This window comes from Salinisphaera sp. SPP-AMP-43, assembly GCF_049568105.1.
GTDB lineage: Bacteria > Pseudomonadota > Gammaproteobacteria > Nevskiales > Salinisphaeraceae > Salinisphaera.
The window spans coordinates 3,135,978-3,150,436 of the sequence record NZ_CP145335.1; the positions used below are offsets into that span (position 1 = coordinate 3,135,978).

The following is a 14,459-nucleotide window of genomic DNA, read 5'->3' on the forward strand; positions in this document are numbered from 1 at the left end:
CCCCGCGCGCTCGGACCCAGCCCTTGGAACCTCGCTTTCCCGGTCATACCGGCCGGCCTCGTCGCCCGAAGCGCAGGCGTGCCGCCAGGCCACCGCGCTCGTTCGCCGGTGCGGCCTCGGCATCACCACCGGCGGCATCTGTAGCGGCGGTATCGCCGGCCGTGGTTGGCCGACTCGTATCAGGCGGCGGTTGGTCGTCGGCCTCTAGACGCAGCGCCAGCTGAGCGAGGCTGTCGAGCAGCATCGCCCGCACCGGGATTTCTACCCCGTAGTGCCCACGCGCGGCTGCGACCGCGCGTACCGCGAGCAGCGAATGCCCGCCGACATCAATGAACGTATCCACCGGCGACGCTTCGATATCATGGCCAATCGCCTCGGCCCAGAGACTGCGCATACGCTCGAGCATTGCTTCGCTTGGCCCGGAGTTCACCGGGGCGCTGGCCGAGCCAGCCGCGAACGGCTCCGGCAGGTTCTTGCGATCAATCTTGCCGTTGGCCAGGCGCGGCCAAGCCTCGACCGCTACGAACTGCTGGGCCACCATATGCAACGGCAGCCGCTCGCGCAGATATCGCCGCAGCGTATTGCCATCCGGCCGTGCCATATGCGGGGCCGGCTGCCACCAGGCAACGAGCTGGTCGTCCCCCTCGCCGGCCGACCGGATCGCGACCACTGCTTCGGCGACCGCCGGATGCTCGGTCAGCACGGCCTCGATCTCACCGAGCTCGATGCGAAACCCTCGCAGTTTGACTTGGGTATCGGCACGGCCGACGAATTCGATGCGCCCATCCTCGCGCCAGCGCGCCAGGTCGCCGGTGCGATACCAAACCTCGCCGTCGGCACCGGCTATGAAGCGCTCAGCGGTGAGTTCCGGCCGGCCGAGATAACCGGCGCTCACACCGGCCCCGCCAACCTGCAATTCCCCCGTAGCGCCGATCGCGACCGGCCGGCCGCGCTCATCCACGATACGCGCCCGCCAACCGGCAATCGGCGCACCGATGGTGATCGGCCCATTCGGCTGGCGCTCGCCCACCGTGGCAAATATCGTGGTCTCAGTCGGCCCGTAGCACTCCATCACGCGGGGCTGGCTCGGCTGTTCGGCCAGGCGAACCACCAGATCGTTGCGCACGGCCTCGCCGCCGACCATCACCATGCGCACGCTCTCGGGCAGCGCGACATGCCGCAGCAGTTCGCCGAATGCCGACGGCACCCCCGAGACAAGCGTTACCTGGCCCGGTAGCGGCCGAACCAGTGCCAACAGATCCTCGACCAGCACCACGGTGGCGCCGCGACTCAATGGCACGAACAGCTCGAATACCGAAAAATCGAAGCAGATGGAGGCCGCGGCCAACATGCCAGCGATATCCGCATCGTCCAACGCCTGCTCGCTCCAGGCCAGAAACGCCAACAGATTACGCTGACGAATCGATACTCCCTTGGGCCGGCCAGTCGAGCCCGAGGTATAGATGACATAGGCTTCGCGTTCGAGATCGACGGCGATCTCAGGCGCCGGCGCGCGTTCGAACAGGGCTTCGTCGAGGGCGAGATCGCGTACGCCGTCGATCGGTGCTGCCGCGGTATCGACCAGCCGCAGCGACAGCCCCGAATCCTCGGCGATATAGCGTAGTCGATCCATCGGGTAGGCCGGATCCATCGGCACGTAGGATGCACCGGCTTTGAGGATGCCGTGCATGCCGGCCAGCATCGCCGGCGTACGCTCGGCACACAGCCCGACCCGATCGCCGGGCCGGATGCCCTGCGCGACCAGGCTCGCCGCCACGGCGTCGGAGGCTGCATCCAGCCGGGCGTAATCCCAATCGCCACTGGCATGCGCGATCGCGGTTCGTTTGGGATCGATCGCGGCCGCCGCACGCAGCCGGCCTGCCAGATCGATGCTCATATCGATCGGCAGCGCATCCGGATTGAAACCGTCGGCCGGATCCTGTTCGGCAGCCGCATGCACTGGCAAATCGGCGATCGCGATATCGGCATTGCCGGCGACCGCGGCCAGAATGTCGGCATAGTCTGCCAGCCACGCCCTGATCATGGCGTGATCGAACAGCGCGGTTGCATAGTCGCAATCGACAATCCAGCCATCCTTGCCGATCTTTAGGTCGACATGCAGATCGAACTGGACGGCGCTCTTGGGCGGTTCATCCAATGTGCAGACGAGCCCATCGAGGCGTGGCGGACCGTCATCCGGGGCACAGTTGAACACGATCTCGGCCAGCGGCAGTCGTGCCCCGTCGCGTATCGGCGCGACCTCGCGCACGATCTGCCCATAGGTCGCACCGGCATGCTCGCCTGCTTCGCGAGTCACACGCCGTACGGTGGCCAAAAGCTCCGAGAACGTCGCCCCGGCCTCGCAGGCTAGACGCAACGGCAGTGTGTGTACGCAGTGGCCGCAGAGCTCGGTCTCGCCCTCGATGGCCTGGCCTGCGACCGGCATCGCCAGCACCAGCTCACGCTGGTCGGCCAGCCGCATCACCAGGGCCGCAAACGCAGCCATGGTCAGTGCATAACGGGTCACACCGAGCGCGGTGGCCGCAGCATCGACCCGCGCACCAAGCGCGGCATCGATCAACAGCCGTGCGGTATGGCCGGCGGCTTGCCGAATCGTCGGCCGCGGGCCGCGGGTCGGCAATGCTAGCGGCGCGCCAGGCTCGGCGTGCACCGTACGCCACCATGCAAGATCGGCCGCGCTGTCGCGGGCGGTTAGCGTAGCGACATGCTGCGAAAACGGCACGGATAACGGCAGCTGCGGCGTCCGGCCAGCTCGAGCCGCATTGTAGAACTCACCCAGATCGCGGAAGAACAGCATGCACGACCAGCCGTCGCAAACCAGATGGTGCGCCACCATACCGACCACGAAACACGCATCGGCAACCTGATGCACCACGATTCGGAGCAGCGGGCAGTCAGGATCGGTGACATCCAGCGCTAGGTCGTTCAGGGCCGTAACGGCGGCCTCGGCCACGGACTGCGGCGCTTCGGCCGCGCGCTGATCGAACCATTCGATATGAATCGACGGCGTAGCGACCCGATACTGACGTTCGCCGTCGGCGGCAATCCGCAGCGCGAAGGCTTCGTGGCGTGCGCTAGCCGCGCGACCGGCCTGTTCGAACAGCACACGATCGAGCGGGCCTTCGATGACCAGCCGCGATACCTCGTTGTAGGCCGGCGCCACCTCCGGATCGATCTGCAGGGCAAGCCAGATCTCACGCTGGGCTTCGATCAGCGGCATCGAATCGCCCACCGCCAGACCGGTGCCGGACACGGGCCGCTTCCGGGCGCTGTTCGGCGCTGGCTCGGCGGCCGCCGCGGGCCGCTTCGCCGCATCGCCGACTTGCCCAGGCAGCGCCCCAGCACTAATCAGTGCATCCACGCCGGCCAGAATCGCATTCTCGATAGTCGCGATGTCTTCGGCGGTATGCGCGGTGGACAAGAAACAGTTCTGGGCACCATCGCGCACATAAACACCGCGCGTGACCAACCAGGGGAACAGCAGGCCGGCCAACGGCGCATCCGCCGGCACATCGAAGCGGAACCACGAGGCAAACTGGCGGATACGCAGCGGCACACCACGTGTTGCCATGGCGGTGTTGATTCGCTCGGCAAACGCGGCCGTGGCCTGGTCGAGCGCACGCTGCGACGCGCCATCGTCGGCGCTCAGCTGTTCCAGCACGGCCTCAGCCGCAGCCAGCGCCAACGGGTGTCGCACGTGGGTGCCGGCAAAAAACGTCATCGCGGCCTCAGGCACCGAGTCGTCATCGAAGGCCCAGTCGCCACCGTCGATGGCATCCAGCCAGCGACGCCCGCCCGCCAATGCACCTATCGGCAGGCCGCCGCCGAGAATCTTGCCGTAGATACAGATATCGGCTTCGACATTCCAGCGCGCATTAAGCCCGCCGATCCCGCAGCGAAAGCCAGTGATCATCTCATCGAGGACCAGCGCCGCGCCGGCCGCGCGCGTGATGCGGCGCAACTCGCGTACGAATTCGGCCGGCTGCCGATCCGGATGCCGGCTTTGTACGGGCTCGACGAGTACCGCCGCGATGGTGTCGGCATGCTGGGCCAGGATCGCCAGCGAATCCGGGTCGTCGTAGTCGAGCACTAGCACGTTCGCCAGCGCCGCTTCGGTAATGCCTGGCGCAACCGGGCGCGCGGACAGCGTATCGCCAGCCACATGCGCTCGGCCCAGGACCTCGTCAACGGTGCCGTGATAGTCGCCAGTGAAATACACGATCCGATCGCGCCCAGTCACCGTGCGTGCACAGCGCAGCGCGGCCATCACCGCCTCGGATCCGGTACTGGTAAAGCTGGCCCGCTCATGCCCGGTCAGCCGGCAGAGCTGCTCGGCCACGCGCAGCGCAGCCGGCGCCTGCGGGCCAAGTTCCATGCCCCGCTCGAGCTGGGCGTGCACGGCCTCACGCACGAACTCCGGCCCGTGGCCGAAATAGGCCACACCCAGGCTCATGGTCAGATCGACATAGCGATTATCGTCGACATCGATGACGTAGGCGCCCTGGCTGGATTGCATGGCGATCTGATAGGCCATGCGTTTCCAGTCGCGATGAAAGCCAACCACATGCCGCGGATCGGCAAGCCGCGTGCGTCCACACTCGGCCAGCTGGCGCGAGCCCGGGGTACGCTCGATAAAGCTGGTCATCAACTGCTCGATGAAATCACGCTGGGCGGTGGTGAGCGCCCCGGCCGAGCCGGTCGCCACGGGCTTATAAGGGCCAAAACGAGCGCCATCGCTGCGCTGCGTATGGCCCTGGCGTCGGCCGCCAAGCGCGATCGCCGATTCGTTGGCCGCCCTTGCCGGCATCGAAGCGACAGCATTGGTCGGGGCCGAATGAGGCTGCGGCGCCGGCGAGGCCAGAGCCGGCGCACTCGGCGCACTCGGCGCACTGGCAGTGCCGAGCAGGCTCAACTGTTGCTGCATGACGGCCAGCTGTTGCTCGATGACACGCTGGGCATCGCTGCTCGCGGCCATGGCGGGTGGCGACGGCTGGGGCGACGTCGGAGTTGCCGGCACAGCGGTCGATATCGCGGCTGTCGGGGCCACCGTCTGGGCCGGTGGCGGAGTCGCTACCGGAGCCGCCGGCTGCGGCTGGGCGACCGGCTCGGGCGGCGGCAATTCGCTATCGAGATGTCGGGCCAGTTTCGGCAACGTATCGATATGCTCGAGCAGATCACGGAACCGGACCTTCACGCCGAAATCGGTGGAAATTTCGGCAGATACCTGGGTCAGGAACATTGAGTCCATGCCCAGCGCCGCAAAACTGCGACCCGCGTCGTCGCCTGCGATGTCGATCCCCGACAAGTCGAAGAACAGGCGTCGCAGGCGATCCTGAAGTTCGGGAATACGATCGGGTTGGGTCGTCATGGCAGGCTCCGGGAGCAATCCGGGAACAGAGGCAGGATCGGACATATTCGAATTCGCGGGCATCAGCCCGGCATGCGCCGGCGGATCGATCCAATAGCGCTGGCGCTCGAAGGGATAGACCGGCAAATGCAGGCGCCGGCGCGGCCGCGTCTGTATGTCGAACAACGCCGCCCAGTCGGGTGTCAGCCCGTATTCCCACAACTTGCCGAGCGCCGTAAGTACGGCCACGTCCGCCGGCATCGGATCGCGTGGCCCCGGCTGGCTGGCCAGAGCGACTGGCGGCTGGCTCTGCTGACCGACCGCCACGGTCAACTGACGGCCGGGGCCGCATTCGACCAACACCCGCTCGGACTCGCCGGTAATACAAGCCACAGCGGCCGCAAATCGCACTGGTTCGCGCATCTGTCGGGCCCAGTATTGCGGCTCGCACATGGCCTGGGCGTCCAGCGGCGCCCCGGTCAGCGTGGAGATGATGCGCCGTGTCGCCGGCCTGGGCCTCGCTGCGGCCACAGCCGCGGCCAGCGGCGCCATGGCGGGCACCATGGCCTCGCTGTGAAACGCATGGCTCACGGCCAGCCGCGTCGAGCGGATTCCGGCCCCTTCGAGCTCGACACTAAGACGTTCAATGGCGTCTTTATTGCCGGAAACCACGCATAGTTCCGGCGCATTGATGGCGCTGATTTCGGCCCCACTCGGCAGGCGTTCGGCAATACGCTCGGCGGAGGCATATACCGCACACATTGTGCCCCCCGCCTGAGCGGCCATTAGCCGCCCACGAATCACGATCAGGCGGGCGGCCTCGGCTTCGCTGAACACGCGGGCCAGCACCGCTGCCGCGAACTCACCCAGGCTGTGTCCGAGCATGGCTTCTGGCTCGATGCCCCAATGCGCGAACTGCCGGGCCAGCGCCAGCTCCATGATAAACAGCGCCGGCTGGGCCAGCGCCGTATCGCTGAGCGCGGCAATGGCCGCGGCATCCTCGCGCGGCGCGAACATGAGCTCGCGAATATCGCGGCCCAGTTCGGCGTTGATGACCTTGGCAAGCCGATCGACCGTCGCGCGAAATACCCCGGGTATCTCGTATAACGCACGGCCCATGCCGGGGTGCTGACTCCCCTGGCCCGAGAACATGAATACACAGGGCGGCGCATTCGGGTCGGTAGCCGGGCGGCTGCCAGCCTGCTCGGCGGCTCGCGAGAGCGCCGCAGCCGCTTCGCTCGGCGTGCTCGCCACCACTGCGATGCGGTAAGCCATTTCAGAGCGGCCAGTGGCCAGCGTCCAGGCAACATCCGCAAGTCCGGGCGTCGTATCGATTCTCGACTGGGCCGCCAGCCAGGCGGCCAGATCACGGCAGCGGGTAGCCAAGGCCGAGGCGGTGCGTGCCGAAACCACCAGCAGCTGTGCATCACGCGGCGGCGGGCCAACCTCGGCCGCGACAGGCGGCTCGGCGATAACAGCATGAGCATTGGTACCACCAACACCAAACGACGAGATGCCCGCGATACGCGGGCGCTCGGGCGTGCTGGGCCAGTCGGTCAGCCGATCGACTACGCGAAACGGCGTGGCCTCGAAATCGATGGCCGGGTTCGGCGACCGATAGTGCAACGTCGGCGGCAGCCGGCCTTCGCGCACGGCATACACGACCTTGGCCAGACCCGCGGGCCCGGCCGCCGAATCCAAGTGCCCGACATTCGGCTTGACCGAACCGAGCCATACCGGGGCTCCGTCGGCATTGCCAGCGCGCCAGGCGTGAACGAGCCCTTCGATCTCGATCGGGTCGCCCAGCGGCGTAGCGGTGCCGTGGGCCTCGACATAGCCGATGTCGTCCGGCATGACACCCGCGGCCTGCTGGGCGGCGCGGATCACGCCGGCCTGGCCGGCCGGGCTGGGCGCGGTGAAACTCATCTTGTCGGCGCCGTCGTTGTTCACCGCCGTGCCACGAATGACGGCGAGCACGTCGTCGCCGTCGGCCACCGCGTCATCGAGGCGTTTGAGCACGAACGCTGCCAGACCGCTGCCGAATACGGTGCCACAGGCTTGGGCATCGAAGGTCCGTACATGCCCATCGGTCGAGAGCATGCCACCCTGTTGGGCGATATAGCCCACTTCTTGTGGCAGACCGATCGATACGCCCCCGGCCAACGCTATCGCCGACTCGCCTGTGCGCAGGCTCTGGCAGGCCTGGTGTACCGCAACCAATCCCGTGGAACAGGCAGTCTGAACATTGATCGCCGGCCCCGTCAGGCCCAGCTTGAATGCCGTACGGGTGGGCAGATAATCGTGGTCGTTGCCGATCATCGCCGCAAAGCTTTCGACGCCGCGCACGCGTACCTGATCCTCGATTCGCGCCCGGTCGTGAAGAATGTTGTGGAGCATATACGGCTGCATATAGCCGGCCCCCGCGAATACCGAAATCGGCCCGCCGAAGCGTGCTGGATCCACGCCGGCATCCTCGAAGGCATGCCATGCCGTTTCGAGCCATAACCGCTGCTGCGGATCGAGCAGTTTGGCTTCGCGCGGGGCAATGCCGAAAAAGCCCGCATCGAAATATTCCACGCCCTCGAGCAAGCCGCGCGCAGCGATGAAATCATCGCGTTGGATCAGCGCGTCGATATCTGGCTCGTAGGGCCGCATCTGTTCGATATCGAACCGCGAGATCGACTCGACCCCGGCGACCAAATTAGCCCAGAACGTCGCCATATCAGCCGCGCCGGGAAAGCGCCCGGCCATACCGATGATCGCGATCGCCTGTTTGCCCGGCTCGTCAGGCCGGGATGCCACATCCGAGGCGGTCTCTGCGTCCGCCTCGGGTTCACCGGTGGCGCGGATATGCTCGGCGAGCTTTCGAATCGTCGGGTATTCGAACAGCTCGGCGATGCTCGGGGCTTGCCCGAACTGCTGCTGGATACGTGTCCGTACCCCAACCAGCGACAGGGAATCGCCGCCCAGTGCGAAGAAACTATCGTCAATGCCCAGGCGCGTAGTGCCAATCGCCTGCTGCCAGATTTCGGCGAGCCGCCGTTCGGTGGTATTGCGCGGCGCCACCGAACCCGAGCCGGCTTCGGCGGCCGATTCGGCCTGCGGGGCCGGCAACCGACGGCGATCGACCTTGCCGTTGGCGGTCAACGGGAACACATCGATCGGGATATACACCGCCGGACACATGATCGGCGGCAGCAGGGCTGCTACATGAGCGCGTACCGCCGCTTCGTCGAACGCCGCATTCAAACGCAGCCATGCCGCCAGCCGAGGCGGCGGGCCCTCGATCAACCGCACCACTGCCTGGGCGATCGCCGGATGAGCAGCGAGCACGGTCTCGATCTCCCCCGGCTCGATACGGTGTCCACGCAGCTTGATCTGATCGTCGGTTCGCCCCAGGCATTTCAGCCGTGCCGGGCGTTCGCCAGCCGGCTCCCAGCGGGCGAGATCGCCGGTAAAATAAACGGTCTCGGTGGGCTCTCCCGGGGCCGGAGACCAAGGCTTGAAGACCGCCGCCGTACGCTCGGCATCGTCGAGATAGCCGGCTGCGACCCCCTGCCCGGCGATGACGAGTTCGCCGGTCGTACCCGGCGCCACCAGCTGTCCCGCCGCATCCACGACATAGCAACGCAGATTGGCGATTGGCCGGCCGATGCCGATATCGTAAGCATCGACGATGCGCTCGCAGGTGGCCCAGACTGTGGCCTCAGTCGGCCCATACATATTCCAGAGCGCGAATTCGCCCTCGGCAGCCGTCATCAGATCGTCGGCTAGCGCCGCCTCCAGCGGCTCGCCACCGATTAACGCGGTAAAACCGGCCGGCGGACGCCAGCCGACTGCACGCAACAGGCGCCAGGTAGCCGGCGTGGCTTGTAGATGATCAACGCCGTGACGCGCGATCAAGGCAGCCAAGGCCGAGCCGTCGCCGACGTCGGCGTTGTCAGCGATCACGACACGCGCGCCAGCCACCAGTGGCCCAAACAATTCCAGCACAGCGATATCGAATCCGAGCGTGGTGACCGCCAGCCAATGATCGCCACTGGCCAGGCCCGGGGCCGTCGTCATCGCCGCAACAAAATTCATGACATTGGCGTGGGTGACGACCACGCCCTTGGGTTGCCCGGTCGAGCCGGAGGTGAAAATCACGTACGCGGGCTGGTCTCCCTCGGGCACGACCGGCTCCGGCGCCGATACTGGCACTGCGCTGTCATCGTCGACGCAGAGGGTCGTGGCGGCTCCAAACGACAGTGACGCAGCATGATCGCGATCGGTGATGACGACCACCGGCCGGGCGACCTCGAACACCCGCTCCAGCCGCGAGGCTGGATGGCTCGGATCGCAGGGCACATAGGCTGCACCGCGGTGGTGTATCGCTAATGCGGCAATCACCAGCCACTCGGAACGCGGCAAGACAATCGCTACCCGGTCGCCGGGTGTCACGCCCACACCGTCAAGACGGGTTGCGAGCGTATTGATGCACGATTGGAGCGCACCGTAGGTTAGCGTTCGTTCGCCCGAAACGAGCGCGATGCGCTCTGGCGTCGCCGTAGCGCGTGCCGCAATAGCCGAGCGCAGATCCCCCGCCGGCATCTCGGCCGCGCCTATATCGTTGTATTGATCGGCTCGCGCTGCGCGATCACGGGCGGTCAGCCAGGCAACGCTGGCTGCCGGCTCGTCAACGCCGTGGTCGGCGATATGCTCGAGAATCACGACCAGGCGCTCGACGATATCGCGCGCCGTGGCTGCGTCATAGCAGGCGGTGTCGTACTCGAGCTTGAGCCTGAGTGTCGATCCACCGGTCACGGCCAGCGTCAACGGCTCGCCAACAAATTGCTCGAAATCGAACTCCCATTCGCCAGCCGCGCTGTATGCCGGGAACGCTGCGTTCATGCTTTGGGCATCGAATACCACAATGGAGTCGAATAATTTTCCGGCTTCGATCGCCCCTGCCTGGCGCTGGATCGCCGCCAATCCCGGATACGCCAGCTCCCGAGTCGCCCGTGCTGCATCGCGCAGCGATGCCATGATCGTGGCAACCGGCGTATCCGCTTGGATGGCCACACGGCGCGGGGTGGTCTCGACACATAGCCCGACGCACTGGCCGCTACCAGCCAGCGCTCGCGGGCGCGCATTGCGCGTGGCCCCGAACACGATGTCGCCATCGGCGCCATGCCGCCAGAGCAACAGCGCCCAGGCGCCCTCGATCAGCGCTGCCCAGCCGAGGCGTTGTCGACGCCCGATCGTACGTAGTTTCGCGGTCGCGCATTCATCGACCGCAGCCACTACTCGAGCGCCGGCATAGCCCTGATCGGTCGTAGACCATTTCCTCGGTGACCACGGCAACGGTGTCGTCTTCGATAGCCCTGAGAGATAGTCACGCCATACCGATTCCGCTGCTGTTTTATCCTCGGCGGCCGACCACTCCACGAATGCCTTGTAGGGCACAGGCGGTTCGAGCATCGGTGGCGAACGGCCGTCCACGCGGGCTAGATACAGTCGCATGGCCTCATCGGTGATGACGACGAAAGAACGCCCATCGATGACCAGATGATGGAAAGTCCAAAGCAGCGTCCAACGCTCGGAGGCATGCCGAATGATCGTCAGGCGATTACAAGGGGCTCGTGTCAAATCAAACGGGCGTGCCGCATCTTGGGCTACGAGCGCTTCCAGCGAAGCCGTACCCGGCTCGGCCAAGTCGTAGTGCATGGCCTCGAAGCAGGCATCGGGCTCTATGATCTGTACCGGCTCTTCGCGATCATCCCAGGCGAAGCGACAACGCAGCATGTCGTGACGATTGATGACCGTGCGCCAAGCCTCGATATAAGCATCGACATTGAGCGCGACATGAACCTCGATACGAACCTGTTCAAGGTTCGCCGCCGAATTCGGGTGCGCCAAACTCTGATACAGCATGCCGCGCTGCATCGGCGTCAGGGCATAAACGACTCTCTCGCACGCACTCATCGGCAAATCACCGGGTACGCAGCGGTTTCCACCATTTTCATGACCAGTCCCCCGGATCATTTCCATACCGGAATGATCCTCAAGCCGCGAGCGTAAAACGCTCTAAATCGTCCCCGCTTTGAGCGTAACCCAACTGGTTTTGTTTTTATATATAAGTAAAAAACTTTATTTGGTCGCCCCCGACAAAGGCCAGATCTAAACCCTATTGCGCCCGAACCGCGGCCTGTCTTTGATACCTATAGCATTGATTCCAAATATCGAAAATCAATTGATTCAGCTCTACACCCAGCATCGATACCGGTGTTATAAATTTTTTGCTATGCGATCGAAGCCTGTCCGGATGAGCGAAAACAGTGGATCATGCGCAACACTGCGCCATACTCGCGCCGCGCTGCGTCGGGTTCCATCCATTCATGGACACCCCCTCCCCGAAAACCGACGGAGGTGGCTCTTGGTATCAGAGCTGCCAAATGCATCTCGCGCCACGCACTCCTCGGCCCCAAGCCTTATCGGGGCAGCTAAGCCAAACATAAAAAGCCCGTACAAGGCGGGCTTTTTATGGCCGGGCAAGAGGGATTGCTCGCGGCTTCGCCGCTCGGCCCTTCGGGCCCGGTCACGTGGGCGCGACCGTCCTCGCGTGCACCAGCGCGCTCGTCAAACCCGGGCGCCTCATCAGGGCCGCTAGGCCCGCCATAAAAAAAGCCCGCACAAGGCGGGCTTTTCATGGCTCGGGAAGAGGGATTGCTCGCCGCTCGGCCCTTCGGGCTCGGTCACGTGGGCGCGACCGTCCTCGCGCGCACCAGCGCGCTCGTCGAACCCGGGCGCCTCATTAGGGCCGCTACGCCAGCCATAAAAAAAGCCCGCGCAAGGCGGGCTTTTATTATGGCTGGGGAAGAGGGACCCCCAAAGGGCGCACTCCAAGCCCATGAATCCCTTTATTTTCTGTCGCTTGGCCGTGTACCGTGGGTCCGAAACGTGGGTGCGACGACGGGGGAATTAGCTTTGCCGGGATACATCGAGCTGAAGCGTAGAGGCTATGTCTACAGACGGAAGTTAGACGCCAAAGCTGCTAAGGCGATGGGACAGAACACCGTGTCCCGCTCGTTGGGGACCGAAAGCAAGAGCGAGGCTGAGAGGCTGGCTATCCTTAAAGCCGCCGAAGTCCAGCGCGAGATAGACGAAGCGCTCGGCAAACACCCCGACGAACTATCGCGGCAGTTCTCATGGTGGCGTCGTGCCATTGCTGGAGCCACGTCGGACGATGAGAGGGAGGCAGCGAAGTTTATGATGCTTGACCACCTCGAAGACCGGGACCGCAAGGCAGCGGCCCAAGAAGGCTCGGACGTAGCCGACCTAGACGAAGTCCGCTCTACCGATGAACATGCTTTCAACGTTCAGGGCTACCAGTACGCCACGGGCCAGCTAGTCCGACTTACCGAACACCTCGACACCTACCTTGCCCGACTCCAAGTCGGCCAGAAGTCCATCGACCAGTACCGCGCCGGGGTGGAACGCATCTCGCAAGACTGCCCTTTCGTCTCGGATGTCACGCCCGCATCCGTTCAAGCCTTCACCGACAAGAGGCTGTCCGAAGGTGGAGCGGTCCGAACCATCCGACGTGAACTGTCGGGAGCGCGCGGTTATTGGAACTGGCTGTCACGTCGGCTCGACATCATCGACAGCGAGAAGCGCTCGCCATTCGATGGCGTCAACTTGCCCAAGCAATCCACGAAGAAGGGCAAGCAACGCGTTGCCTATACGCAACGCGAGGCGGTCTCATTGCTGCGCGCCGCCGTCGCCAAGCCCGACCCCATGCTTGGCGATCTGATACGTCTTGCCATGTTTACCGGAGCGCGCATAGAGGAGCTGTGCTCATTGCCAGCCAACGCCGCCGACCTTGAGCTAGGCGTACTCAAGATTCGAGATGCCAAGACCAACGCGGGGAATCGCGATACGCCGATCCACCCCATGCTTCGCCCTGTCGTCGAACGGTTGAAAGCCGACACGACCGACGATTACCTATTGCCCGGCCTAAAGCGGGACAACAAGTACAACAAGCGCAGCAATGCCCTTGGTAAACGGTTCTCGAACCTCAAGACGCGCGAGGGGTTCGGCGCGAATCACGACTTCCACTGCTTCCGTATGTCGCTGAATACGATGCTGCTCAATGCTGGCGTACAGGACGCCGTAGTTAAGGACATCGTTGGCCATGAACAGGAAGGTATGACGCGGGGCGTCTACTACGACTCGAACGTCGCCGACTACGAAGAAGCACGCCGCCGCATTCAAGCCGACGCCATAGCGAAGGCGTCTTTCGCGGGACTAACCGACGAAGACATGCGCTAGATTGTCCTACTCGGCACCGGCCTGCCCGACGCCTTCGGCTCGGCGAAGCTCCGCGACCAGTACCGCCTGTAGCGTGTTCATGCTGTCGTGCTCCGGGCCTACCTTCGGCTTTACCGTCAGTTCCGGCCCATCGGCTCGCCTTTGACACCGTCCCCTGTCGGGGATGCCGCCGCTGCGCTGGTTCCGCTCACTCACTCGGCGGTAGTGTTCGGCCTGTCGTCGGGCGACATGCTCGGGTAAGGCGTGGGCCTCCGGCTTGGCCCGTCGGCCACGCTGTGCTTTCTCTCGCTGGCGCTCATAAGCTGCCCGGTCTTCATCGGTCGCCAGACACACCGGCACCGCGCCGGGGTTGTGCGGTAGTGCCATCCCCTCGACTTGGAGGTTATGCCGCCTGTTGTCTAGTGAGTCCCCGTTCTTCACGGTGACATAAAGCCCCTGCTTGGGCTGGAGGACTGCCTTACCGAGCGAGTAGTTCAGGCGTCGTCCGTCCAGTGTCTTTAGGTTACGCCCCGCGCCGAACTTCCCGCCCTTGCGTGGAGTCGCTGCCCAGAGTTCGCCGAATGTTTCCCGTATAGCGGGCCAGTCGGCGGCGTCGACGATGGCCCATTGCCCCCGTGTCAGCTCGACATGAACGATAGCCTCGCCGTCCAGCGTGTCGGGAATGACTTGGCGTGCTTTGCGTTGGCTCATGGTTGGTCCTCAGATTGCGGACATGAAAAAGCCCGCTCGGTGGCGGGCTTGGGTAGACATGAAGACCGGCCCGAGAATCGGGTCTTACTTC

General features: G+C 64.7%; 3 protein-coding genes. 1 reads left to right on the forward strand and 2 read right to left on the reverse strand.

The window, feature by feature from the left end; translation table 11 throughout:
- Positions 1-43 precede the first annotated feature (43 nt).
- Positions 44-11,332: an amino acid adenylation domain-containing protein gene (locus V5738_RS13445; protein ID WP_423821317.1), complete on the reverse strand. Its 11,289-nt coding sequence runs from the start codon at positions 11,330-11,332 to the stop codon at positions 44-46.
- Between the two features lie 882 nt (positions 11,333-12,214).
- On the opposite strand from V5738_RS13445, the gene V5738_RS13450 reads away from it, so the two are divergent.
- A complete protein-coding gene (locus V5738_RS13450; RefSeq protein WP_423824184.1) occupies positions 12,215-13,678 on the forward strand; it encodes a tyrosine-type recombinase/integrase in 1,464 nt (487 codons plus the stop codon).
- A 6-nt stretch (positions 13,679-13,684) separates the two neighbouring features.
- On the opposite strand, the gene V5738_RS13455 is transcribed toward V5738_RS13450, so the two are convergent.
- Complete coding sequence (locus V5738_RS13455; RefSeq protein ID WP_423821318.1) at positions 13,685-14,368, reverse strand: hypothetical protein; 684 nt, start codon at positions 14,366-14,368, stop codon at positions 13,685-13,687.
- Positions 14,369-14,459: the final 91 nt, after the last annotated feature.

Coding starts and splice junctions, on each gene's coding strand:
- V5738_RS13445 (WP_423821317.1), bottom strand. CDS start 11,332: ATGAGTGCGTGCGAGAGAGTCGTTTATGCCCTGACGCCGATGCAGCGC.
- V5738_RS13455 (WP_423821318.1), bottom strand. CDS start 14,368: ATGAGCCAACGCAAAGCACGCCAAGTCATTCCCGACACGCTGGACGGC.
- V5738_RS13450 (WP_423824184.1), top strand. CDS start 12,215: ATGGCTGGGGAAGAGGGACCCCCAAAGGGCGCACTCCAAGCCCATGAA.